General features: G+C 39.9%; 23 protein-coding genes. 14 read left to right on the top strand and 9 right to left on the bottom strand.

The features are described from left to right. Nucleotides 1–117: 117 nt before the first annotated feature. Complete coding sequence (locus OCV39_RS14765; RefSeq protein ID WP_017053454.1) at nucleotides 118–744, top strand: helix-turn-helix transcriptional regulator; 627 nt, start codon at nucleotides 118–120, stop codon at nucleotides 742–744. Between the two features lie 72 nt (nucleotides 745–816). Here the strand turns inward: OCV39_RS14765 and OCV39_RS14760 are convergent, their stop codons facing one another. The 3 genes from OCV39_RS14760 to OCV39_RS14750 all read right to left on the bottom strand — a co-directional run bounded on the left by OCV39_RS14760 (nucleotide 817) and on the right by OCV39_RS14750 (nucleotide 4,032). Further along, nucleotides 817–1,941 carry an aminotransferase gene (locus OCV39_RS14760; RefSeq protein WP_261889857.1) on the bottom strand — a complete coding sequence of 375 codons (1,125 nt, stop codon included), beginning with the start codon at nucleotides 1,939–1,941 and terminating at the stop codon, nucleotides 817–819. A 44-nt stretch (nucleotides 1,942–1,985) separates the two neighbouring features. Then, on the bottom strand, nucleotides 1,986–2,960 hold the full coding sequence (locus OCV39_RS14755; RefSeq protein ID WP_261889856.1) for an ornithine cyclodeaminase family protein: 975 nt from the start codon (nucleotides 2,958–2,960) through the stop codon (nucleotides 1,986–1,988). 190 nt (nucleotides 2,961–3,150) lie between these two features. Beyond that, nucleotides 3,151–4,032, bottom strand: coding sequence for a LysR family transcriptional regulator (locus OCV39_RS14750; RefSeq protein WP_261889855.1), 882 nt, complete (start codon nucleotides 4,030–4,032; stop codon nucleotides 3,151–3,153). 112 nt (nucleotides 4,033–4,144) lie between these two features. Between OCV39_RS14750 and OCV39_RS14745 the strand changes: the two genes are divergently transcribed. Both OCV39_RS14745 and OCV39_RS14740 read left to right on the top strand, forming a co-directional pair. After that, the gene (locus OCV39_RS14745) at nucleotides 4,145–4,447 is read left to right on the top strand and encodes a putative quinol monooxygenase (RefSeq protein ID WP_261890147.1); all 303 of its coding nucleotides are present in this window, start codon (nucleotides 4,145–4,147) and stop codon (nucleotides 4,445–4,447) included. After that, entirely contained in the window at nucleotides 4,444–5,424 is a 981-nt protein-coding gene (locus OCV39_RS14740; protein WP_261889854.1) for a Gfo/Idh/MocA family protein, read from the top strand. Before OCV39_RS14745 ends, OCV39_RS14740 begins: the two co-directional genes overlap by 4 nt. Before the next feature lie 105 nt (nucleotides 5,425–5,529). Here the strand turns inward: OCV39_RS14740 and OCV39_RS14735 are convergent, their stop codons facing one another. Next, the gene (locus tag OCV39_RS14735; protein WP_029203458.1) at nucleotides 5,530–6,429 is read right to left on the bottom strand and encodes a DMT family transporter; all 900 of its coding nucleotides are present in this window, start codon (nucleotides 6,427–6,429) and stop codon (nucleotides 5,530–5,532) included. A gap of 391 nt (nucleotides 6,430–6,820) precedes the next feature. Between OCV39_RS14735 and OCV39_RS14730 the strand changes: the two genes are divergently transcribed. Continuing rightward, nucleotides 6,821–8,353, top strand: coding sequence for a phospholipase D family protein (locus OCV39_RS14730; protein ID WP_261889853.1), 1,533 nt, complete (start codon nucleotides 6,821–6,823; stop codon nucleotides 8,351–8,353). A gap of 154 nt (nucleotides 8,354–8,507) precedes the next feature. Here OCV39_RS14730 and OCV39_RS14725 read toward each other — a convergent pair whose 3' ends face one another. Continuing rightward, on the bottom strand, nucleotides 8,508–9,071 hold the full coding sequence (locus OCV39_RS14725; protein WP_261889852.1) for a dihydrofolate reductase family protein: 564 nt from the start codon (nucleotides 9,069–9,071) through the stop codon (nucleotides 8,508–8,510). A 120-nt stretch (nucleotides 9,072–9,191) separates the two neighbouring features. On the opposite strand from OCV39_RS14725, the gene OCV39_RS14720 reads away from it, so the two are divergent. Continuing rightward, nucleotides 9,192–9,752, top strand: coding sequence for a TetR/AcrR family transcriptional regulator (locus tag OCV39_RS14720; RefSeq protein ID WP_261889851.1), 561 nt, complete (start codon nucleotides 9,192–9,194; stop codon nucleotides 9,750–9,752). A 120-nt stretch (nucleotides 9,753–9,872) separates the two neighbouring features. Here the strand turns inward: OCV39_RS14720 and OCV39_RS14715 are convergent, their stop codons facing one another. Continuing rightward, nucleotides 9,873–10,640 carry a helix-turn-helix transcriptional regulator gene (locus tag OCV39_RS14715; protein WP_261889850.1) on the bottom strand — a complete coding sequence of 256 codons (768 nt, stop codon included), beginning with the start codon at nucleotides 10,638–10,640 and terminating at the stop codon, nucleotides 9,873–9,875. A gap of 98 nt (nucleotides 10,641–10,738) precedes the next feature. Between OCV39_RS14715 and OCV39_RS14710 the strand changes: the two genes are divergently transcribed. Next, nucleotides 10,739–11,116: a hypothetical protein gene (locus tag OCV39_RS14710; RefSeq protein ID WP_261889849.1), complete on the top strand. Its 378-nt coding sequence runs from the start codon at nucleotides 10,739–10,741 to the stop codon at nucleotides 11,114–11,116. A 103-nt stretch (nucleotides 11,117–11,219) separates the two neighbouring features. Continuing rightward, nucleotides 11,220–11,636: a GFA family protein gene (locus OCV39_RS14705; protein WP_261889848.1), complete on the top strand. Its 417-nt coding sequence runs from the start codon at nucleotides 11,220–11,222 to the stop codon at nucleotides 11,634–11,636. Between the two features lie 60 nt (nucleotides 11,637–11,696). On the opposite strand, the gene OCV39_RS14700 is transcribed toward OCV39_RS14705, so the two are convergent. After that, complete coding sequence (locus tag OCV39_RS14700; RefSeq protein WP_261889847.1) at nucleotides 11,697–12,575, bottom strand: LysR family transcriptional regulator; 879 nt, start codon at nucleotides 12,573–12,575, stop codon at nucleotides 11,697–11,699. A 130-nt stretch (nucleotides 12,576–12,705) separates the two neighbouring features. Here OCV39_RS14700 and OCV39_RS14695 point away from each other — a divergent pair, with 130 nt between their 5' ends. Then, a complete protein-coding gene (locus OCV39_RS14695; RefSeq protein ID WP_261889846.1) occupies nucleotides 12,706–13,962 on the top strand; it encodes an adenylosuccinate synthase in 1,257 nt (418 codons plus the stop codon). Here the strand turns inward: OCV39_RS14695 and OCV39_RS14690 are convergent. Continuing rightward, on the bottom strand, nucleotides 13,952–14,803 hold the full coding sequence (locus OCV39_RS14690) for a helix-turn-helix transcriptional regulator (protein ID WP_017053438.1): 852 nt from the start codon (nucleotides 14,801–14,803) through the stop codon (nucleotides 13,952–13,954). The two genes, OCV39_RS14695 and OCV39_RS14690, sit on opposite strands and share 11 nt — an antisense overlap. A gap of 145 nt (nucleotides 14,804–14,948) precedes the next feature. Here OCV39_RS14690 and OCV39_RS14685 point away from each other — a divergent pair, with 145 nt between their 5' ends. Next, a complete protein-coding gene (locus OCV39_RS14685) occupies nucleotides 14,949–15,260 on the top strand; it encodes a SemiSWEET transporter (RefSeq protein ID WP_017053437.1) in 312 nt (103 codons plus the stop codon). Between the two features lie 203 nt (nucleotides 15,261–15,463). On the opposite strand, the gene OCV39_RS14680 is transcribed toward OCV39_RS14685, so the two are convergent. Continuing rightward, on the bottom strand, nucleotides 15,464–15,796 hold the full coding sequence (locus tag OCV39_RS14680; RefSeq protein WP_261889845.1) for a substrate-binding domain-containing protein: 333 nt from the start codon (nucleotides 15,794–15,796) through the stop codon (nucleotides 15,464–15,466). A gap of 174 nt (nucleotides 15,797–15,970) precedes the next feature. Here OCV39_RS14680 and OCV39_RS14675 point away from each other — a divergent pair, with 174 nt between their 5' ends. From OCV39_RS14675 to OCV39_RS14655, 5 genes are all read left to right on the top strand, one after another. After that, nucleotides 15,971–16,270: a Bor family protein gene (locus OCV39_RS14675; RefSeq protein ID WP_136995167.1), complete on the top strand. Its 300-nt coding sequence runs from the start codon at nucleotides 15,971–15,973 to the stop codon at nucleotides 16,268–16,270. A 575-nt stretch (nucleotides 16,271–16,845) separates the two neighbouring features. Then, nucleotides 16,846–17,166, top strand: a complete 321-nt coding sequence (locus OCV39_RS14670) for a PHP domain-containing protein (RefSeq protein ID WP_261889844.1) — start codon at nucleotides 16,846–16,848, stop codon at nucleotides 17,164–17,166. Next, nucleotides 17,160–19,499, top strand: a complete 2,340-nt coding sequence (locus tag OCV39_RS14665; protein WP_261889843.1) for a TrlF family AAA-like ATPase — start codon at nucleotides 17,160–17,162, stop codon at nucleotides 19,497–19,499. Before OCV39_RS14670 ends, OCV39_RS14665 begins: the two co-directional genes overlap by 7 nt. Before the next feature lie 531 nt (nucleotides 19,500–20,030). Further along, nucleotides 20,031–23,786, top strand: coding sequence for a hypothetical protein (locus OCV39_RS14660; protein WP_261889842.1), 3,756 nt, complete (start codon nucleotides 20,031–20,033; stop codon nucleotides 23,784–23,786). A 505-nt stretch (nucleotides 23,787–24,291) separates the two neighbouring features. Further along, complete coding sequence (locus OCV39_RS14655; RefSeq protein ID WP_261889841.1) at nucleotides 24,292–25,302, top strand: tetratricopeptide repeat protein; 1,011 nt, start codon at nucleotides 24,292–24,294, stop codon at nucleotides 25,300–25,302. Nucleotides 25,303–25,322: the final 20 nt, after the last annotated feature.

Genomic DNA, 25,322 nt, shown 5'->3' with positions numbered 1-25,322 from the left:
CGCTAGGGACTCGCGTGAAGTACCAAAATCTATACAATATTAGTGAGGCTAGGTAATATACTTCTTCTTTGCGATGTATTACCTGCATTTAGCTAAACGGAACAGGATAAGAATTCTTTGAACGCCAATACGATATTAAGCCGATATGCTTCTGTTGCTGATGGGATAGCTCTGCTATTTTCTGACTATGTAGAAGTCATTATTCATGATTTAGAAAGTCAGTCCGTAGTGCATATTGCGAATAATATTTCTAAGCGGAAAATTGGCGATCCGTCGTCTCTTGATGATGTCGATTTTGCGCAGAATGAAGCGGTAATTGGTCCTTATGAAAAACTAAACTGGGACGGAAAGAAAATATGTTCCATTAGTATTGTCCTTAGAGATGATCAAGGCAGCCCTATTGGTATGTTATGCATCAATATGAGCACGGCTCCGGTGCAAGCGGCTCAAGATGCGTTGGCACTTTTGCTTCCAATAAAGAACCTTATTCCACAGCCAGAGAAGCTATTTCATGATGATTGGCAAGATAAAGTAAATAGCTTTATTCATAGTTGGTTAGCGAGTAATAGCTTAACGATCTCGGCACTGTCTCGTCAGGATAAACGTGAATTGATTGAAGCGTTATTTGATCAAGGAGCATTCAACGGAAAAAGCTCGGCAGACTATGTGGCCAACGTGCTTGGGATGGGAAGGGCTACCGTATTTAACTACTTACGTGAAATCAAGCAGCTAAGAAAGTCGTGATGACAAAAATGCCCTTCTTTAGAGTATAAAGTTAAGGGCATTTTTTAGATAATATAAAAACGAATGGAGCATTTAACCATTCAATTCAGCAAGGAACTCCGAAGTCTTCTGAAGCCCATCTTTGAGTACTTGTGGGTTATTGGCATATCCGATTCGTACATAACCTTCCATTTCTAAAACACTTCCAGGTGTGAACATGACGCCTTTTGATTCAAGCAGGCGTACACAGAATTCACGGCTGGACATATCAAGATCATATTTAAGTAATGCCACGGTTCCTGACTGTGGTTTTACGTAGCTGATTAACGGTTCATTAGAGATCCAAGCATCAAGAACCTCTCGGTTGGCTTGGCAGAGAGAACGACTTCTTTCAAGGATCTGCTCTTTGCATTCTAATGCTATGCAGGCGAAGTGATCGTCTAGCATTCCAACGCTGATCGTATTGTAATCCCGATGGATAGTGACCGCGTGAATAACATCCGTTGGAGCCGCTATCCAGCCCAGTCTTAACCCTGCAAGAGAGAAGCTTTTAGACATACTTGCAGTGCTGATCCCTTTTTCGTACAGATCGGCAATGGACGCGGTGAAACCGTCTCCGGAAGCATCCGTTCCTCTGTAGACTTCATCACACAGTAAATACGCATCACAGGCACGAGCAATATCTACGATTTGTTTTAGAAAAGTTTCATCCATTAATGCACCTGTTGGGTTATTCGGGTTGTTAATAGTAATCAGGCGAGTGTTGCTATTGGTTAGCTTTTGCAATTCTTCTAAATCAGGTAAGAAATTATTCTCTTCTTTTAGTTTTACTATTTGCACATCCGCACCGAAACTTTCGGGAATGGAGTAGTGCTGTTGGTAAGTGGGTAAGACTGAAACAACACGATCTCCCGGTTCTACCAGCGTTTGGTGAATCAGCGCATTTGCACCAATTGCTCCGTGAGTGATCAGAATGTTCTCTTTTTGCTGATTCTGATAAATCTCAGTTATGTTATTGCGTAAACGATCCGATCCTTCAATTGCGCCATAAGTGAGCTTCATTGGCAGTAACTCATTGAGAATCGTTTCTCGTTTTCCTGCCATATCGAGCAACTGTTCAACAGTTAAAGATTCAACACAGGTTTCAGCCAAATTATAGAGACAAGAGTTTTCATACTCATTCATCCAAATTTCAACACCAAACTCTTTAATTTTCATATTACATTCCTTTATTCATAAAGTTTTAAAATCGATGGTCTCTATTATTTTTTGCTGTCTATCAGTTGCCATATACCATAAGCGATCGCAACATCTTCGAGCCCTAAGCCGATAGAGCGAAAGAACACAGGCTTCTTATAGTCTGGTAGGTGACAGCGTTGAGCGACAAGATCCGATAAGTCTCCAACAATGTTAGCCTTATCCCAACCGTGTTGATCTTTTGCCAATTTCATTTCCCCAGCACTTTCAGGTGTGGTTAATTTGTAGTCGCAATATACATCCATGTTGTTCAGTAACGCTGGTGGCACTTCATGCGCATTGACGGCATTCGTACTAATGGAAGTGATCAATGCCGATTGTGGGATCTGCTGTTCGGAAATGACAGCGCTTGCCGCAGAGGTACATAGCATAATGACATCGGCGTTTTCTGTGGCTTGACTAGAGTGTAAAGCAATTTGAATTCGGTTATCTATTGCTCGTATTTCATTTTGGCGAATGTCGTTATCAATTAATTCAGGGGCAAATATCGTGATGCATTCCCACTCTCTTAGTGAAATTACATGGCGTAAATGCGCTAAGGCGACGTTACCTGCACCTATTAATGCTAAATGCGAACTCTCTTTTTTTGCTAAGTAATCAATGGCTAATGCCGTGGTTCCTGCGGTTCGTTCAACCGTCAGTTGCCCTGAATCACAAAGCAGCAGTGGCATACCTGTCTTCATCGACATCAGGTGTGTCCAAGCGGTAATAATCGGAGCCCCATCAGTCACTATGTAAGGGGAAAGCTTAGCACCGAACACTCCTTGTTCAGCAAGTACGCCGAGGTAAGTGATGTAATCGCCTTTATTGTTAGGGAATGGTGTTAACGTTTGGCTAGGCTGTACTGCGTTATCACGAGCTAAAGATGAAAACAGCGTCTCCATAAGAGATTTAACATCTAATTTAGGGAGAAGCGATTGCACCTCTTGGTCATTGAGAACGTAGGGAGCACAGGGTGACTCGGAAGTATTATTGGTCATTTGAGTTACTCGTTAGATTTTGTAGCACCAATAATACTCATTAGTCTAAATTATACTGTGAAGTCTATGGTGTTTTTGTGAATCTATAAATTTAAGGTTTCTATAGGTCTTAAGTTTCCTATCCATTGAAGCTTCCCATAAATTGAAAGTTTCCTGATGCTTTAGGCTATGAGTGAGTATCGAAAGTCGGCTAACTCTCATCAATATGCTTGAGAACATAATCAACAAAAGTTCTATTTTTTAAAGACAGATGTTTAGATCGATAAAGTAAATGGATCGGTTTTGGCTTTGGAGTGGAATCTTTCAGAATTTCGATAAGCTGATTCGATTCTATCTCTTGTGTGACTAAAATCTTAGGTTGAAGAAGGATGCCAATGCCTTGAAGTGCTGCAAACTTTAAAACATCACCATTATTAGAGGTCAGCCGAGAGCTTGTATTGCTAAAGGTGTTCGACGGTAAGTTCATCACCTGTTGGCTTTCACCTTGATGATAGTGAAATCCTAAACAGTGGTGGTGTTTGAGTTCTTCTAATGAATTAATCTGCCCATGCTTTTCAAGATAAATGGGAGAAGCGCAGTAAGTCATTTCATAGTGGCCGAGCTTTCTTGCAACAAGGGAAGAATCAACAAGATCGCCAATACGAATTATCATATCTGCATCATTCTGATAAGGGTCAATAAGTCCGTTATCTAGCATTAACTCGATATTAAGATCTGGGTATTCTTCAAGAAAGCTTGCCACAATGGGAGTCAGAATTTTCTTGCCGAATGTTACAGGGCAGTTGACTTTAATGGTCCCTGTTGGTCGGTTGATTAACGTCTGAATCAGGTTTTCTGCGTTTGTTATATCTTCAATAATTCGATGGCACTCGCTGTAGTAAAGCTTACCTGCTTCAGTTAAAGACTGCTTACGAGTTGTCCGGTGAATCAGTTGAGTTCCCAAGCTTTGTTCAAGAAAATTGACGTGTTTACCTACCATTGTCGGTGAAATTTGGAACTGATGAGCAGCACTTCGAAAGCTGCCATGTTCGACAATATAAGCAAAAATTTTCATGCTTGTTAGTTTGTCCATTATGCACTGCCAGTTAATAAACAATAAAATATGGGGCAGTTTATCAATCTTATGAAGTTAATTATAGTTGAGCCTAATATTGAGAATAAATTTAACAACATAGGAAGTGATGATGAACGACACTATATTTGTTACGGCTGAGCTAAAAATGAAGACTCAGTTATCAAGAGAATCTGTTATTGAAGCCATTGAGCAATTTTGTGTCGACATGCAGGCTGAAGAAGGGTGTTTACAAGCGATGGCGACTTACGATGAAAAGACACCAGACAGAGTGATATTGTGGGAGCGATATAAAAATAGAGCCGCCATCGACGCACACTTTGTTATGCCACACACTCAAGCGTTTATTGCTTCAGATGTGACCTCATTAGTTCAAGTTTTTGAAACTCATCAAGCGGGAGAGGCAGTAGAATGAATTGGGGAATTTTAGGTACAAGTTTTATTTCTGGCGTCATGGCTGAAGCGATTAACTCAGATCCTGATAGCCATTTGTATGCCGTTGCAGGACGTTCAGAACAGAACCTGTCTTTATTTGCAGATCAATACTCCGTTGGCACTCGTTATACCGATTACGAAGCGCTATTAAACGATGATCTGGTGGATATCATTTACATCGCATTGCCAAACCACGTCCACCACGATTTTATAATCAAAGCCGCGCAGCGTGGAAAAGCGATTCTCTGTGAAAAGTCACTATCGGTTGATATGGAAAAAACAGAACTTGCCTTACAAGCTGTGAAAGAACATAACGTCTTTTTTGCTGAAGGGCTGATGTATTTACACCACCCACTTATTCGTGAACTCGTTGCGGTTCTTGATTCGGGCGAGATCGGTGAACTGCGCTCCATTCAAACGTCGTACATCGCATCCATTGCTCAATTTGTAAATCCAGACAGTAAAGGCGCGTTATACAATTTGGGTTGTTATCCCGTGTCTTTATTGCATTTGGTAGCAAAAACTATGCTAGGAGAGCACGTTTTTGATAATCGCGCACTCCATGCTATTGGAAGAAAAGGCTCGGATGGGAACCTTTGTGAATCTAGCCTTATGATGCGCTTTGGCGACCAGCAGACAGCAACGGTTCATACCGCAGAAGATCATGGGTTAAAACACCACTTCACTATTCTAGGTAGCAAAGGGTGCATCACCATGAACTCTAATCCATGGCTGCCAAATAAAGAGAATGACTTCTCGGTTGAAGTGTATGGAACGTCAAAGCGTAATGTTTCTGTTCCTGCGGACGGTGATGCCTTTTTGTATCAAGTGCGCCATGTAGCCAATGCAGTAAAAGCAGGAGAGAAAGCGTTATCTAACCCATGCGCGACTTGGGATGATTCGTATCGAATAATGCAACTGCTAACGGAATGGGAATCCGCCGCGACCAGCGAATAGTTTCCAACGTTTGATGTAGGCAAGCCATACTGCTAAAACGATATTTTCTCTTTAGCAGAATGAATAAGCGAAGGCAGAGTCGTTACAAGAGACTCTGCCTTTTGATTACTTAGCGCTGAATTGAGAGAATATTCGTTTGCCGAATACATTGATCAGAGCGCCTGTCACGATCAAACCTCCTCCCAAATAAGTCCAAATTGAAGGGACTTCATTGAATATCCATACTCCTAGAAGAGCAGAAAAAATAATCTGAACATATGAGTAGGCTGAAGCTTTACCTGCGGCTTGAGTCTGCATCGCTTTAGTAAGACCGTATTGACCGATTTGGGTAAAAATACCGACCAAAACCAGCATGATGGTTAAAAAGAAGCTTGGCCATACGAAGTCATTCCAGATAAGTACAGTCGAGATCGGCAACGCGACCAATGGAAAGTAGAAAATGATGACGGAGCTATCTTCAGTTTGGCTTAGCTTCCTCACGATCACGTAAGCAATCGAGCTTCCAAATGCCCCGCATAAAGCTATGATTACGCTAAAAAGTGGCAATTCATGGGTTAAGTCGCTTGTCATGCTCGGTTGTACCATCACCAATAAACCTGCGAGGCAGAAAGCAATGCATATCATGGTGGAGTGTTGAACTCGTTCTTTGAGAAATAGAACGCCGAGTAAAGCGGTAAAAATGGGATGAACGTATTGTAAGATGGTTGCCTCAGCTAGCGGCAACGTCGTTACGGCATAATACACACACATCAAAGCGGTAGTGCCGACAAGGCCGCGAACGAAAAGCAGTGTTTTGTTGTTTCCCCAAATCGAAATGCCTTTTCTTTTGACATCGATATAGCTAATGATCAAAGAGACTAAAGCCCTTGCTGCCACAATTTCAAATACTGGAATACCGTATAGGCTAATGTACTTCACGCAAGCAGACATGAGCGCGAATCCAAAAGCAGAGAGGAGCATGAACCTAACCCCAACAGGGATTAGCGAAAAAGAGAAAGAGGGCATAAAAATATCAGTCAAGTTGTGGGTAGGTCATCATATCTTAGTTTTAGAAATTCGGCTTAAAAGTTTGCTCATTGAGATGCTCAGCCAGTAGCTCTAACGCTAGGTCATGGGTGCAATTTGCTATTATGATCTTGCGAGTAAAATGAAGGCGGCATTCATAGTGGTAAAGGTATTTTGGACTCTTTAATGTTGAGCGACTAAAGTTCAAGTAGCTGAAATTTAAGTGACTATAGTTTATGTGACTAAAGTTTAAATGGCTATCGTGCTTATCTTGATGAACTTTGTTTGCCATAATAGTTTTCAGTTCGGTACTCCCAAATTGTATGGTGATGCCGACATTAAAGGAAAGATAGTTCTTATTGAACTTCATACTATAGAGGAAGTGCGATTCATGCTTTTGCTACAACGTGTCAGTGTCACCCTATTTTTAATCACGATTCTATCTGGATGTGGATCACTTCCAGAAGAGATAGATCACTTAGCAGAGCCGAGCATCACTTCGTCGACGAGCACATTATCAGAGTTGGTGAGTACTTATCCGCTTAGTCCTTCTAAACAAGAAAACAGTGCCGTCTTATTGCAAGATACGGGTTGGGATGCACTGTCGCAGCGACTTGCATTAATAGAAACCGCAGAACAGAGCATTGATATTCAATACTATATTTGGAACTCTGATGCGTCGGGTCATTATCTCGCGAGTCGCTTACTTGCTGCGGCTGATCGAGGCGTTAAAGTGCGTGTCATGCTTGATGACATTAATCTTAATGAAAGAGAAGATCTGCTTGTTGCACTGGATTCACATCCTCAAATTGAGATCCGCATTTTTAATCCCATTCCTACTCGTCGTGGTGTCGCCAAATGGTTAAATGTATTGGGTGATTTTTCTCGCCTAAATCGCCGTATGCACAACAAATTATTTACCGTCGATGGTGCCTTTTCTATTGTAGGTGGGCGTAACATTGGGGATGAGTACTTTGATCTCTCAGATGAAATTAATTTCCGTGACCGAGATGTTCTCGTGATGGGCGCGGTTGTTGGCGATATCCAAACGAGCTTTGGACGCTATTGGGACAGTCGTTGGTCATACCCTGTCGATTTGTTAGGCGGGAAGGCGTCATCTGATCTGCCTGTATTAGATGAAATCTCAGCACCTCGTTATACAAATTATCCAGCATTACCTGAAGATAGTAAGACGGCGAATCTGCTTCTAAAAACACTGATGAGTGAGATGACATGGGTGAGCGCCCGTTTTGTTTCTGACCGACCTGTTCCAATTGATGCAGACAACACCAGCGAACCAAAAGCCACGGCTAAAGTATTAGCTGAGTTAGCGCGAGAATCTGATCAAGAGATACTATTGGAATCCGCTTATTTGATCTTTGATGATAACCAATTAGAGGAGTGGCAATCGCTTAACCGTGAAGGTGTTCAGATAAAAGCATTGACGAATTCGATGGCGTCTAATGATTTAACAACGAATCACTCTGGCTACGCAGGTCGACGAGATGAGATGCTTGATCACGGAATTGAGCTATTTGAGCTAAAACCTGAGACAAAATTGTGCGAAGTGTCTACGGGTGATGCCTCTAAATGTGCGCCAATATTAGCTTATGGGCTGCATGCAAAATCAGCTGTTTTTGATAGACAAATCGCGAGCATTGGCTCTTTCAATTTTAATTTACGTTCTACCTATCTGAATACTGAGTCTGTTTTGATCATTGAAAATCAAACGGTGGCACAAAGCCTCGCGGATGATATTGAGCTGGCAATGAGTGAAGATAACAGTTGGCGTCTTAGTTTGTACGAAGGCAAGACGCGTTGGTATTCTGGGGATAATAGCTGGGAAAGTGAGCCAGAAACAGGCAAATGGGAGCGTTTCAAATCACGCTTCTTGCAGCTATTACCGATAGAGAAATACTTGTAGGCTGAGTATCAATATCACTGAAATAAGAATGTTCCAATTCATGAAGACGAACCCTAGAGTCCGTCTTCATGAAACTGACCGCTGCATGCAATACATACAATGTCTAAAATCGGTTCACGGCTAGCTGGCTTTAAAGGGTTATTGTTGAAAATGGTTATGAATAATTGACGCTATACTTAACCTGAATGAAATCGTTAGCAAAAGCCGTTGCCTGTGCCTGTTCTAATTTGATTACATTGGCCGTTTTGCCAAATAGAGGGATACCTTCTCCGAGTAACAGTGGGGCGCGTGTTATGGTGATCTCATTGATTAATTGTTGATTAAGAAAGGCTTGAATTGTATTACCGCCATCAACATACGCGTGGTGGTGTCCTTCATTTTCAAGCTTAGAGATTAAAGCGTTGAGATCCCCAGAATACATTTCAACGTGTTGCTTCACGTTGTCTGGAGCCTGCTTTATGGTGTTACTCAGAACGATGATACGAGTGTCACCATAAGGCCACTGTTCTGGCGTTAGTTCCATACTTGAAATCATTTCCATGCACTTTCGGCCCATGATCAAACAATCTACAGACGCCATGAATTGAGCAAATCCCATATCGGCTTGGTCACCCATATCTGCATTTGGGTTACCAGCAGTATGTAGCCAATCGACACTGCCATCATTTTTAGCGATGAAACCATCAAGGCTGGTCGCGATATATACAGAACACTTCATATTGTCGTCTCTTTTTGAGTTTAGAAGAACGAAGCTGAGCTGAGCCCTTGCTTTACATTCAGTATGGAATTAAATTATTCTACAGTGTAGAAATTAAAGTTATTTTAGTGAGAGAGTGAAATGTCTGTCAAGGAAAAAAAACGCGGTCGACCAAAAGGTGTGAGCAATCAGTTAAGTACGGACACCATTATTGATATGGCCAAATCATTAATGAGAGCTGAGGGTAAAATCCCGAGTATCAGAAAGTTAGCCTCACATTTAGATGTTGATGCGATGGCGATTTATCACTACTTCAGCAATAAAAATACATTACTAGAGTCGATCACAACGTCGTTGATAGAAGATATTTATGAACCGCAGGCGATTAACCATTGGAAACTAGAGCTGAAAGAGTTGTGCACCAGCTACTTAGCGTTGTTAAACAATTACTCTGGACTACTGGAAACACTTCTTGGTATGAGTTCTGATAGCCCCGCAGCAGTATTCATTGAGCGATTTCATGTGGTGGTAGCGCCATTAAACTTAAGTGATGAATCAACGAAAAATGCGCTAGATTTACTGGTCGATTATCTTCATGGATTTGCTCTTGCATTAAATTGTAGTGCTGACGTTTCGAAACTGAATATCGATATGTTAGAAGGCCCACTTAATATGTACTGTATTGCGTTGGAAAATGCATAGAAGGACAGCAACTTATCTCGTAATGGCGCGGCGGTTTTAAGATGATAAAATTGTCCTGAAGATGGCGTGAACCAAGCTGCGTGGTTTCGTTTTGTGTGGGCGGTCTTTAGGCCGCCAAAGCTACATGCTATTGAAATAATCCCCATACTCACTAAGTAAACTCCGCGAACTTCTAAGCCGAAAACGCCCATTTTCGACCGTGGCATCGGTTATTCTATCAATTCGAAATAATCGAGGTGCTGCTCTCAGATAGTCCCAGCCTAAAAGATACCAAGCAGGCCAATTGAGTAAAATAAACTGCGGTTCTATGGTTCTTTTTGTCTCTACTTCTTTTTCTGAGACATAGCGAATGGAGAGCTTTTGCTGCTGAATAAATGCTTGGCTGACATCATTCAAAAAAGGGTAGTGCGTATTCGTCACTGTATTGGCGACAGTTTCAGAAGCAACAGCACCAACCAATACACGCTTACGTAAGAGGTTGATGCGTTTTCTCTGCTCATCGTTTAGAAAGAAAGTGAGTTTATTTTTCACGCTCGATATGTTGTCACCCAGTATGGGGCAGTTCAACGAATCGGTCAGTGCGAGGGCCATTAAGGTATTTAAAATCTCTTCATCACTTAAAAAGAATTTAGGAGGACGGGCCATCCCTCTTAACTCAATCCCACCTCCGGCACCTCGCTCAGCATCAATATCGTAACCTTGTTGACGTAACAAAGTTATATCTCGCGAGATACTTCTCACCGAGACATCAAGTGAATCGGCTAATGCCTTCGCCGTCCATAGATTGTTGTTTTCTAATAGACCAATAAGATTATCAAGCCGTTCTTGTCTATTTTGAAAGCTGCGCATTATTAATAGGCCATTTAGTGTCGTATTTATAGTTAGCATAACATTTCACCACTGATTGAGACAGATATGCAGTATTCGCTTTGAGTATGGGCATGACTTAATCAAATAATTAGAATGTTTAAATAGGGAGTAGAGAAATGAAAACACTGATGACTGGTTTTACCGCCGTAGTTTTGGCTTCTTCAGTTAGCGCGGCATCGACATTTGAAATTGTGAATACTAAATTTGTAGATGGGGTGAATTATCAAGAGCAGCAAGAGGCGATGGAAAGCTTAAATACAATAGTGAAGCATTTCGAAGGTTTTCAGAGCCGTCACTATTTTTATAGTGAGGAGCTAAATCGTTGGACTGATATTGTTGTTTGGGAAAGTGCGGAACTCGCTCAATCGGCAACCGTAAAAGCGATGGAAAACCCAAAGGCTCAGCAAGTCTTTTCTAAAATGGATATGGATAATACGATATTTTCACATTATCAATCGGTTGGACATATCGAAGCGGAGTCGGTGGCTAAGTAGGGTTAAAGGGGATCTCTAGGTCTCAGTTTTAGTTATATATCTTTATCAATATCTCGAAGAGAGAAGATACGTTTACCGATCCATTCACTAAGGAGTGAAGCGAATGTCTCATTCAGAAACACGTTGTCTTTGTGGCGCTGTAAAAATCGTTGCAGAGAATATAAATCCAAAATTTACGGTGTGTCATTGCCAATCATGCCGGACATGGGGTGGGGCACCCTTCTTTGCGGTGAAATGCGGCTCAAAAGTAAACATTGAAGGGGATGACCATATCAAAATGTATGAGTCATCTTCTTGGGCATCGCGAGGTTTTTGCTCTGAATGTGGAACTCATCTGTTCTATAAACTTAAAGCAACGGGTGAGTACAACATGCCCGTAGGTTTGTTTCCGAATTTGGATGGGTTAGAAATGGATATGCAGTATTTCAGTGATATGAGGCCAAGCTATTATTGTTTCTCAAATGAAACCCAAGAGATGACAACTGCTGAGATCATGGCCTATTTTGCAGATAAAGTGTAAATAGATATTGTGAGGATCTGGGCACAAAACGATGATAAAGAAAGGCTGTCACTTTATTCGTTATTCGTTTCCGTTCTCTTGCAATAGAGAAATGCCATCGTTGACCCAATGAAGAAGCTGCTTGGTGGCTTTAGATAGAATCTGATTTTGCCGAACAATGTAGCCCAGATCGGTGGTCGGAAAGTCAGGTAATGGTGTGACCAAGGAGGTCAGGTGGCGTTGAGTGGATAGGGCGAACTCAGGAACGATGGCGACGCCAAATCCTGCTTCTGCCCAATCGATTTGTGCATCCACGCTGCCGACTTCCATCACTCTGTAATTGGAAAGGTTGAGTTTCGGTAACGCGTTATCAATGAGATCTCTTGTGCGAGTATCATGGCCGAGCAAGATCAAAGTTAACTCTTTGTCTTGTTCGGTATTTCGTTCAAATCCATCGCCGAATGCGACCCAGTTTATCTGCTGTAATTCGACAAAATGCAAAGGCTGTGTCTGTTTTTGAGAGATAACAAAACCCAGATCAGCCTCCGCATTTTTCACCAGTTTAGAGGCTTGTGATGATGTGGTGTTTAATAGCACGATATCGATTCCCGGGTACTGGGCTTTAAACAGCTTAAATGCCTCAATGAGTAACGCACGAGAAATAATATCGCTGGCCGCAATGGTAATAACGCCTTTATCGAGATCATTGAGAGCATTAAGGTCAGCTTGGCAAACCTGTAATTCTTGAAGCGTTCTTTGGCTACTTTCAAGTAACCGTTCGCCAGCTTGAGTTAAATGAAAAGGGCTTCGTTCAATGAGTTTGACGTTGGTGGCTTGCTCTAACTGTTTGAGGTGCAAACTCACATTGGGCTGAGTCATATGCAATGCGATGGCTGCTTTGCCAAAATGCTTATATTCCGCCAACGTAACAAATGTTTTAAGCCAATGGATATCGAGCATCGTTTACCTTTATGTGTGCGAACAAAATAGGTTGGTATATGAGTTTCTTATTAAGCTGATAATTATAATTAATTTCTCATATCTCATCAATGAGCCTAAGATCATTTCTTAATCAGTGAGGAGAATTATTATGTCGTCTATTGTTGTTGTGGGTGCCAATTGGGGTGATGAAGGCAAAGGCCGTATCGTTGACTTTTTAGCATCAGATGCTTCTGCCAGCATTCGTTTTCAAGGTGGTAATAATGCAGGCCATACCGTCGTTAATGACTTTGGTACCTTTAAATTGCATCAACTTCCAAGCGGCATCTTCAATCCAAGTTGTATTGCTGTTCTTGGCCCTGGAATGGTGATCAGCCCTGCCGCGCTGACTGAAGAAATTAAAGAAGTAAAAAGTGCAGGTGTCGATGTCAATTTGTGTATCTCTGATCGTGCAACGTTATGCCTTCCTCTTCATGCTTTGGAAGATACGCTAGAAGAGCTACGACTGGGTGATGCCGCGTACGGTTCGACTCGACAGGGCATTGCACCAGCCTACGGTGATCGTGTCATGAAAAAAGGCATCTTGGTCGGTTGGTTGAATCAACCAGAGGTATTAGAACAACGCATTCAGTTCATGCTGGATTGGAAACTGCCTCAGTTGAAAGCGTTATATCCTGATTTCGATTATACCCAAAGTGCGGCAGAACTTACGGCATGGTTATTAGAAAAGACAAAAACTTGGAGACCATTTATTTGCAATGTCACCGAGCCTCTAAAAGCATTACAGGCCAAGCAAGCCAATCTATTATTTGAAGCGCAATTGGGGGCGGGTCGTGATCTTGTTTATGGCGAGTATCCGTGGACAACTTCATCTAATGTGACGGCGGCGTATGCAGGTATTGGTAGTGGTTTACCTGCGCTAAGACCAGAGCGAGTGATTGCCGTTGCTAAGTCTTTCAGCTCATCAGTAGGAACCGGAACCTTAGTGACCGCGATGGAAGAGCAAGATAATTTCCGCGAAAGTTCGAATGAGTATGGAGCGGTTACAGGTCGCCCTCGTGATATGGGTTACTTTGATGCGGTAGCCACTCGAAATGGGGTTGAACTGCAAGCGGCCACCGAGATTGCATTGACCAAAATTGACTGCCTGACGGGTATGAAAGATCTTAAAATCTGTGTCGCTTATGAGGGTGAACACAGCGAAAACCCAATCTGGCCTCAAACCGCAAATCTTCAGCCTGTATATGAAACTATGCAGGGCTGGGATGAAGACATCACTGGTTGCCGTACGTTCGAGAGCCTTCCTCAAGGCGCGCAAGATTACATCACACGGATTGAAGCGTTAATGGGAGTGCCGATTGTTATGGTTTCTGTTGGACCAGAGCGTGAGCAAATGATCATTCGCTAGACGCTATATCGCTTTCAGTTGGTTGTTTTCTATATTGGCCTGGGGCTACACCGATTGTTTTCTTGAATCGTTTTGAAAAACTGAACACATCGTTGTAACCCAATTGCTCAGCTATTTGCTCTATAGACCATGTGGTGTGAAGGAGCAAATACTTTGCACGCTCCATTCGTAAAAAAATGAGGTGTTGTATAGGACTCCGTTGGAAGCGTTTTTGAAATAATCGGTGCAAATGAGGAGAGGAATATTGGAGCATTTCTGCCATGTCAGTGACGGTCCACGGAAAGTGCAGTCGTTTCTCTATATCGCGGATTAATTGATCCAAACGTTGGAATTCAGAAGGGCCAGATAAGGGTGCGCATAATGACTCTTCGAGGTAATGCTCCAACTGTTGCATGATGGGTTGTCGATGTGTCAGTGAACGCTCGTAGTAAATTAAACTCAGCGTGTGGAAGATCTTTCGGCAGCTATCAAGCCTGACAACGAGTGGGCGATCAGCACAAATGTTTCTCCAGCGAACACAATCCATAAGGTGAAACCAAACCATGGAAAAAGAAGTGGATGTTAACTCGATTATAAAGGGTTTATTGGCAGGCAACGTAACTAAATGGCATTTACTCACCGTTTGGTGACCATCTTCAGTGTAAAGCTCAAAAGAGCCATCAACGACATAATAGAGGGTATGATCAACAGGATTAGTCCGACCCACACGGTACTTACCTGCAAGATTTGATACACCACATAAACTGATTTCAAGTGCATCCATTTCAGGTGTCTTTGTGCTCTCAACAAACCTTTCGTTGCATTCGGGACCAATCTCCAATACGTCTTGCCATTCAAACATAAACTGCACCTATTTTACCAAATGATAGTTTTGGATAAAAACTGGATAGATTAAACCATAAATAAATAGGAAATATAACCTTATAATAGCCTCAAGATTTAGAGATACTTCAAATATTCATCCATTAATTTTAGAGATAAAAACTATGACTAACATCGAGGTTTTGGGATTTACATCAGCATTTTTAACGACAGTTTCCTTTCTTCCACAAGCTATTCAGGTAATTAAGACAAGAGACACGGCTTCTTTATCATTAGCTATGTACAGTATCTTTACCCTTGGTGTGGCATCATGGTTAATCTACGGCTTAGTGATTCAAGATAGTGCAATGATAGCTGCGAACATGATTACTTTCTTTTTGTCTGCCACTATTTTGGCTATAAAACTATATAATGAGTGGAAAAGCAGAGTGCAATCAAAAACCTCATGTGGATTGAATCATTCCGTGCAGAATTAAGCGCAATCCAGAATTCAGTTTGAAAAATATTACATTGTTAGCGTTTGGAGTGGATCAGGGACTTATCTTGTACCCTTTTAATATTTGAACAGCAGTTAGTGTCAAACTTGGGTTTAGTTTGACCATTATGGCAAGACGGAAAGTAGGGGAAAGAAAAGGGTGATGTTTATTACCTCAGCTTAGTGACAAAATAGACCACAAGGCTAAAACTTTAAGATGAATGCTTTATCTTTGCCTTGCTGCAATAATTCAATGAACGCTTTGATTTTTGCTAGGTTAAACATATCTCTATGCACTAAGGCCCAGATAGGGAAATTCCAGTGTAAATGTGGTGCGATTTCAATTAGATCAGCATCATTTTTGACCACACTTCTGGGCTCCGCACTAATACCGCAACCACTCTCCAAAGATCTAAACGCAACTTGTGAATTAGAACATAGAAATACAATGTTCTGTTCTGACACATTGTTGTGAATCCACTCATTCCACAATAGATGCGGCGGTCTATCTTTCATCGCAATAAATCGGTGAACCAATGGGCATCTATTTATGATTAATGTTTCGTTATGTCATTCCATCCCTGACAAAGCCATACAGTAATAGTTCAAAAACTCTGGAATAATTTCAGCATTAATGACTAGGTACACTTTTAAAGCACTTTTTAAACTTTCTAGTCAGATCATATGTAAATATCAATTCTGGAGAGAAACATGAAAAAAATCATTCTTGCTGCTGCACTATCATTCCTTGCGACAGGTTGTGCTCAACAAACGTTTGTAATGGCACCTGAAGCAAATACAACAGAGACAGAAGCGACATCAGAACAAGCTCATCATTTCTTCATTAGTGGCTTAGCGCAAGAGAAGCAGATTGATGCAGCAGGCGTATGTGGCGGCGCAGATAAAATTGCAAAAGTAGAGGTTCAGGAAACCTTTATTAATGGACTACTGGCGACTGTGACATTTGGTATTTACACGCCTCGCGAAGCCCGTGTTTATTGCAAGGCGTAAATCAGCCTAGTTAGCTTAATGCTGACGTTGTAAAAGTAACAAAACAGAACCGCGCAAAGTTAATTGCTTTGCGCGGTTTTTGTTTAAGGCTGGCTTATGAGTACAGAGAATTATGGTGGAAACTTGGCAGGCTTCTAAATCAACGGTTTGGAGCATTCTTCAACAATAACTGAGTTGGAAACTTTAGCGCTTCAATATAAATTGTCGTAAATGGATGTACCTAATCAATTGTGGACTTGGCTAGCTCAGCTCTGCCCCAAGACGTTTTAGTTAATGCTATCAATAGCAAGTTCCAATCGACGTGATGGCATACTTTTTCTAATCTTCGGATGTCGATAGGCTCCAAGTTTTACCAGTTATCAAGTCTATTCACTAAGCAAATACTAAGTAAGGATAGATTGCAAAATGCAATTTACCCTACCTTGCAGCAGACGGAAGGTTGACGTAAGTCGTTGATTCACTATGGCATCTGATTTAAAGTTAATCTCATTACAGGCTGTATAGGCGGCAACTTGCCATATATAAAGCGTTATTAAGCCCTGCAAGCCTCGATACAAAATTTAAGGATTGAATATATGAATATGGCTGTTGAACACACTAAGGCAAAGTTTTGGAAATGCGCACTACAAGTAAATCCAGCTAGTTATGTAACGTATCGAGGACAAAATCAGAATTTTTCAGAAGATGACTATAATCAAAAATTATTAGAGGTTTGTCTTGAAGAATCAATAAAGGTTGTAGGAATAGCTGATCACGGGAATGTTGATTCAGTAGCAAAAATTAAAGAAACCTTCAATGCACAAGGAATTGTTGTCTTTCCTGGATTTGAGATCGCATCTAGTGAAAAATACACTTGGTTTGTCTATATCCAGAAGACACAAGCATTCAAATGTTAAACAATTATTTGTATGAGTTTGATATAGATACATCTAATGGTACAGCCCCTTCAACGAGAAGTGCTGACTTTATTCTATCAACAGTTATAGATAAAGGCGGCTTTGTTTATGCTGCACATTGCACAGATGATAGCGGAGTCTTAAAGCAAAAATTAAACAATATTTGGAAGAATAAAAACTTAGTTGCGGCGCAAATCCCTACTTCATTAGATGCTTTAAAGGAACAAGGCGACCAAGCAAATCACCAGATTCTTCTAAATAAAAACCCTGATTATAAACGCGATAAAAATATTGCGATTATCAACGCTAAAGATATAGAAGATCCTGAAACATTAAGAAAAGAAAATGCGACTTGTTTGGTAAAAATGTCAACACCTAGCTTTTCCTCGTTTAAATTAGCATTTTCAGATTCAGAATCCCGTGTACGCCTTAACTCTGATGTTAAAGAGAAATATTACTCCAGAGTAGAGTCAGTTAGATTTGTTGGCGGGTTTCTTGATGGAATTGATATCAAATATTCAGAGCACTTAAATGCTTTAATAGGTGGAAGAGGCACAGGTAAATCGACTTTAATTGAATCAATTCGTTACGTTTTAGATATAGAGCCAATTAGTAAAGAGACGAAAGCACAACACCTTAAAGTTATTAAACAAAATATTGGCTCGGGTTTCGCTGAATTAACTATCAAATCAGCAGTAAAACATGGAAAGCTATATACAATATCAAGACGCTATGGTGAATCACCAATAGTAAAAGATGACAGTGGATCTGTATCTACTTTTTCTCCTCAAGATCTATTACCTGATATTGAAATCTTCGGTCAAAATGAAATCCACGAAATCGCTAAAGACTCGAGTGAGCAATTGAAAGTAGTGGAGCGATTCCTAAACACAGATAAAATTGAGCAAGAATCTGGTATTTCAACTGTTAAAGAATCCTTGGTGATAACAAGAAACAATATATCTGATTTAACATCTAGTGTTTCTAACTTGGAATCAGATGTAGAAGATTTGAAGGCACATGAAGAAGATGAAAATAGGTACAAGGAACTTGGAATAGACCAGCAATTAAAACTATTGCCAATAGTTGAATCGGAAAGAAGTACTTTCAGTACGGTTTCAGAAAAAATTGAAACTTTAAATAGTGCATTGAAAGAGTTCTCTGAATCAATTCCATGCAGTGACTTTATCACTGATGAGTTGATTCAGGACTATCCCGACAAAGAAATATTTGAAAAGACTAAGGCTGCCTTGGTCGAATTTAAAGTAAATATTGAAGCGTCTATTACAAAAATGGCACTTGATTCTAAAAGCTCCCAACAAAAGATAGAGTTACTTGATAAGGAACTTCAAGAAAGCATAGATAAACAAGAAGAAGCCATAACTAAAGAATTTAAAAAATTAGCTCCTGTTGAAGGTTTAACTGGGAAACAAATCGGTGAAGAATATCGTGATCTAATTAAGAATATTGAAAGGCTAAAACCTAAGCGAGTGGAACTTGAGAAAGAACGGGCTAAATTAGACAAAGAAAGAGCTAAAAGACAGGCACTACTTGCTGAATTGTCTGAGAAAAAAACGAATAGAGCTACAGCCTTTGAAAAGGGAGTTAAGAAGTTAAATAGGAAGTTAAAAGGCAATATTAGGGTTAATTATTCAGCAGAAAAAAATAGACTTGGGTTAATAAAGCTTATCATTGGTTACCGTTTACTTGATGTTGCAGAGGGCAGACTTTCTTGGATGAAAGCAGTAGATGAGTTTTCTGCTCCCTTACTCGCTGAGACAATAAAGAAAGGATGGGATGCTTTAATCGATAAAAACTGGGGAATGACCTCTACGACTGCCGATAGATTATCAAGAATCAGTAACGAACAGATAATGGAAATTGAAGAGTTCAAGATCGATGATTTGGTTAGTATTGAGTTGAATGTCTCAACTACTGAAGAGCCACAATACAAAAAGCTAGATTCATTATCAACAGGTCAACAGTGTACCGCTTTGTTACATATGCTCCTACTTGATAATCAAGACCCATTACTTTTAGATCAACCTGAAGATAATTTAGACAATGCATTTATTGCAGAAAGAATTGTTACTCAAGTTAGAGACGCCAAATTAACAAGGCAGTTTATCTTTGCAACTCATAATGCAAACATACCAGTTTTTGGTGATGCAGAATGGATTGGTGTTTTAGAATCAACCAATGAAAATGCAACTTTACCAGTCCAGAATCAAGGCTCTATTGATCAGGAAAATATTCAAAATCTTGCTGCTAAAATTCTTGAAGGTGGTGAAGATGCATTTAATCGAAGAAAAGAAAAATATGGCTTTGAGTAAGGGCTAATTAGCAAGTCGTTTAAAAGGACAAAAAACAGTTGGCTTTTGCTCCTTTGTCGCTAATTATAGCCAACAAATTTTGCCTCTTAACGAGGCGTGTAGTGTTTGAGTGAATTTGGCCGCAGGTTAGATGGTTTGCAATACTCCAGGTAATCCATTAATTACTAATTTAGTGAAATCGGTGACATAGAATTGTCCAGAAGTGTGCTGACGGGGTATGTAACACAGAAATGCCCCTAAGTTTGTTAGCGCATTTACTCAGTGGCAGAACGTGCCACTGAAGTCACAGTACTTTTCCTTATGTTTAGCAGCATCGAAGCCGTGGTAGGAAACTCCCAGAACCGAGCAGACGGTGTTCTCAATCAGTAACTTTCGCTAGCATAGGACAAGCTAATGTATAGTTAAAACTTGAGTTGTACAATACAAGAACAGCCCCGACATTTTTAATCTAGAAACAGTATAGAGAACTGAAACTCAACCCAATAAAAGCTCGATAAGAACAGACGCGAAAATAAAAATGGATAATTTTTCATGAAAGATATAAAAATAGATATCACAAAAACGTTTGACGCTAGGCCACTATATAACGGGAAACCTCTTCCCCAATATGGTGAAGCAGAACTATTTATTGGAGATATGGAAAGCTCAAAAATTCTATCTGGAATGAGCCTTTTTCTTCTGAACATTCTCAATCAGAGTACTAATGAACGTTTTATTTCAGAGCTTTGTTTCATTTCTCCCCCTGAACAAGCAAATATTTACAGTTTTGATTCCGTTTTTGATAGCCTTTTAATCGCATTTAAAGATCTTTATGAAACTCCACCAACAGCACGGGATATTGAATTTTTAAATAAAATATTAAAAGTACATCATGTAAAAGAGATGAGTATTGAATCCGTTATAGAAGTCGCAAAAAAGGCCCGCGAAAAATCTGTTATTTTGCTACCTCTATGTTGCAAGTACAAAAGCAGTCATACAAAGAAAACAAATCGAGGAAAAAGATTATTATCTGGTAGCTATGAATCCAATTGGGTTAATAATCTAGTTGAGTTATCTGAAGGACTGATTTCTGAAGCTAAAAAAAATAAAAATTTCATAGTCTTAACAGATAGAGAACTTCAACCTATTCAAACAGAAAACCAAGAAAAAATAGTTACAGTAGATGGATTATATCCAGTTTGGATGGGTGATTGCTCTAAAGCAGAAATGGGAGCCAGCAACCTTCAACCTAAAATAATGAAATGGTCAGCTTTATGTTTGCAGGGGAAAGTTGAAGAAGCTATATTTGAATTAGAAAACAGCGACTTGAGATTATCTATAATAAAACAAATTAAAATTCAGATGCTATATAAAGGTGACAGATTAGGGCAAGCTTCCGACATAATAAGAGAAATGTCAGACCGTAATTCAATTGTATCTCCTGAAGCATCTATAAACTATTCCCGCATTGCCCTTCAAGCAGGGGAAAGAGAGTTGGCAGCTAGGCTAATTGATGGGCAAGTAAATAAACTATTTACACAGCAAGATTTAGAACTTGCACTTTTAGTCAGTACAGATTTAAAAAGATATGATTTTGCCAAAGAAGCATATCATCGATTACAAGGCCTTTTCGAAACATCTACTGTTTTAATAGAAAATAAATGCCTTCGTTTACTAGAATTAGTGTCAGAAGAAAACCCAGAGGATTTAAACAGTCGAATATTTGGTTTCGACGAAGTCGAGTTACTTACAATAAGAACTACAGATCTTGTTGAAGAATCTAATGAGCTAATTCAAACAAGTCAGAATCAAGAGAAGTTTTCGCTAATCTACATCACCAATGCCATAAAAGCAGCCAAATCTAAAGACTATATAGCGTCTCTAGAATTATCTATAAAAGTTAACTCCTCCTCTTTATACAAACTTCGTTCAGTCTATAAAATCATCTATTGTCTAGAGCAACTAATCCTTATAGGATTCGACATATCTAAAAACGAAAAACTAATCAAGATAACTCTAAATGAAATAATAGAGTACGTAGCTGTTAATCCAGATTTAACACACTTAAGAACAAAGCTGTTTTCATTAGTGTCTATTGAAAATTTTGGTAAATATGGATTACCAGCCTTAGCATCTTTAGCTTTAACGCTGGCTAGTCGTGGACTAAGAATAAATAAAGTTAGAAATGCAGAAAAAGAAAGTGTATCGAATGATCAAGTTACAGACTTTATCAGGAAAGCTTTTGATTGGCTAGATAAGGAAAGCGTAATTGAACTGGGAGTATCTTCCTTGCCGGAACGACTAGTTCCAGAAGATGTTGATGGTCACCTCGTCTCACTTAAAAAGCTCCTAAACTATGGAGCTAAAGATGGACGTGAAGAGCTGGATATTACGGAACAATTAGCATATGTAATTTGCCTTTTGGCACCACACGCTGATAAGTTAATAGCTGAAGATTTATTCGCATTGAGACTACTTGCAAATCATTTCTGGTCACAGAACAATCCTCAGCAAGCTAGGAATTTAGCTGAACAGACCTTAGAAGTTTCTCTTAATGATGCTACAAGGAAGTTAATTGCTTGGAGTTGTTACTCAGATATCTACTTACGCCAAGCAAAGCCTTTAGATGCATTGATTGCATGTTGTTGTTGTTTTTCTATAGATGAGGCAATTGAACCTAAACACGCCTTTGAGATTATATTCTTGTTAGCAAAAATTACTCGTGACTTATACCTATTGGATATTTCCCTACAAATTACTGCTAACGCCTCACAATTAGTCGACAATTACGATATAGGAATTCAAGCAAGTTTAAGGCTTCAAAACTTAAATGCCGGAATTAAACTATTCAAAATAACGTCATGGAAAAGTCAAGAAGCGTCTTCTTTGATTGATGAGTTAACTTCTCTTTCAAAGCAAGTAATAGAAGAAGGTGAAGAAATTCTGCCCACTGCAATCCTTCTTTGCCAAGCTGTAGAAAAAGCTAAACACGACGGCTTAAAACTACAACAAAACACTATTAAAGTGCTCAAAGAAATTAGTAACAGTTTGCCCCCAAGTACCCTAGAAAAAATTAGGGTTATGAGCAGTCTCACACCAGAAATTCACGACATTTTTTCGCTTAACGACAGTATACAGATTGGCGTTTTTTCACAAGATCGGCCTGAAGATTTAAAGATGGTTAAGCACTTGGCTAGGAGAAACCTAAGTAATGATTCTTCAAACTTTGACAAAAAAGATTTGTTTAACTTACTGGAATTATTGAGTGATAGTGCAACTAATTCAAAAGCACCACAAAATGAATCAGATAGATATGAGCTATTTGAGTATGCCACAAGCCTTTCCTCACAAGGGTTTACTGTTCTTCAAATTGCCTTAAACCAAAGTGGTGATTTGCGAGGGACGATAATTAAAAATGGGATTTTTGAGTCTCTACCGGAAACAAAAGCTTTTAAAGAGAACCTATTAACTTGGCAAAAGTCATACCCTCATAAATACGGAGATATTCTAGAGCAAGAAGGCAATAATGTATTTTATGAAACTATGTCAGAACTGGAAATACCTGTTCCTAACACTGAACGCTTAATCGTCTGTGCTGAACCAAATTTACAACAAATACCATTAAATATTTTGCAAATAAACAGAGAGTTTTTGGGACAAAAAACTTCATGTTGTTATGTTCCGTCTATAAGTTGGATTAAAAAATTAACGGAACGGAATAAAGTGAAGAGGAATAAAATGTCTGCGTGGATTTCAATTTCTCAAGATAGTTTAGGCACGTTAGAAATAGCCCATAGTCGCTTGACGCCTGTGTTTGAGGAGTATCAATTTGAGGTCTCAACTGAGAGTAAAATACCTTTTCATTGTTCAAACTCACAATTAGCCGTTATAACTGCTCATGGAGGAATAGCAAACGACAATGGCTATTTTAAAAAAATCGCAGATGAACAAGAATTTTACTTTAGTCCAGCAACTCTTGCGTCAAGCATAAAAAACTGTGGAGTTATTGTTTTATTTGTTTGTAGTGGCGGGAAGTTAGATCAATCTCCCTATTCTGAAACAACTTTTGGGTTACCCAAGTTACTCCTAGAGAATAGTTGTGAAACAGTTATCGCTTCACCTTGGCCACTAGACTCATTTTTTATACATAGATGGCTTGAAGCATTTATAAAAGAATGGGACTCTGGATCTTGTGCTCTAGACGCATGTTTCTATGCCAACAAAACTATAATGGAAGAATATAGTTATTTTGCTGGTAGAGGGTTAGCAATGACGTTGTTTGGAAATCCTTTAATCACCAAACAATAAAAATTAACGGTAGTGTTCAGAAATCTATGTCATTTCAGTAAAATATAGAAAACAGGAATGACATATGACCAAGCAATTCCACTTGGGGGACAGATCTTGAATTTTGTAAAAACAAACATACGAGCTGTTTACCTTGCATTACAAAATCTTAGCCACTCTATAGCTTGCTCTAAGCTTTGGGGCCAAAGCACGTCAGGAATTGATGGAGATCTGCTTACTCTCTAACAATTACTGGATAAAATCAGCCTGATGCGACAAATCACTGGTGACAGGTTATATCCAGTCCCGTACAAATCGGCCACTATTATCGACGGTGGTCTTTTAGATTTAGGAATACGATAAATTATCTGAAAGTGGGACTCTAGGGGATCTACTCTAAAGCGTTTCTGTCCAAATTTCAGATGGGTCATAACAACCTGTTAGTTTTTACACACAAAATGTTATGGATAGAAAAAGATCTGGCCCTAATTTGTGTGAGCAAGCAAAAATCAAAAAGGAGAAACGAGTGTTGAAGATGGATTGGCTCCTAACTGGGGGCTTAGTGGTCGCGGTAGCTGTTATCGTCGGAGAATATCTTCCCGTGATACCAGGTTTCGAGCCCGTATTACAATATTACGACCTGTTTTATGGACTGTCTTTAAGCTTCGTCGCTGCGTACATGTTTCATTATGTGGTGATAGTCTACCCTCAGAAAAAAGCCAAAAAACACATCGAGCCTTATGTCTTTGCGTTAACAAAAAAAGTACTGTGGCACTCTGAGCACATTGTGTGCGATTTGGTTAATGATAAAAAAGCGCTAGATGGCGACTATCAGATTCTCGATTTCTACAACAAGCTCTCAGAAGTCAATTTAACCACTAGGACCCCGCACATGAGGAGTTCCAGAAAATACGGTGGTTTGATGGACCTTCATGCATCGGTGGAGCATGCAATTGGAGAAATACGTGAAGCCATCGATGAACTATACCGGCATGTGTCCAACCTCGATCCTGAGCTTATTGAGATAATCAATGCATTAAATAACAGTACAATAGGCAGTAATTCTATTTTGGAACATTGGCCTTCTCGGGCAGAAGCCGTTGGTCCACATAAGAGAAACCTTGTCCTGCATACCCATTATGCACCGGCACTTTGCGCCCATTACAAGTTGACCCAAAGGTTGCAACACTACGTCCAACGACGTTTTCCCACAAACTCTCAAGATTATTATTTGGAAATACTCAAGGCCTACGAAGAAAAAAACTGGCCAGTGTTTCTTAAACTCAATCGAAAGGTGCTCAAAACTGACCCGGAGGACAGGAATGCAATCTATCTTAACATCAAGTATTTGGTAGAGTTGAGGCGCTTTGAGGAGGCTGTGAGCGAAATTGAGGCGGCTTTAGAGGTGCATCCTAATCTTCATTACAATTTCACGAGTGAGTTTAAAGGTGAGGTATATAACGATTTCACGTCTAGGCCTGACTATGCTGAACTCATAGGTAACGAGAAATACAAAGCAGTGGCTAATCCATACTGAGTCGATATTTTCGCTGCTGT

Origin of the sequence: Vibrio cortegadensis (assembly GCF_024347395.1) — a bacterium.
GTDB classification, from domain to species: Bacteria; Pseudomonadota; Gammaproteobacteria; order Enterobacterales; family Vibrionaceae; genus Vibrio; species Vibrio cortegadensis.
The sequence above is the reverse complement of the archived record's forward strand: the minus strand, read 5'-3'. Positions and strand labels throughout refer to the sequence as shown.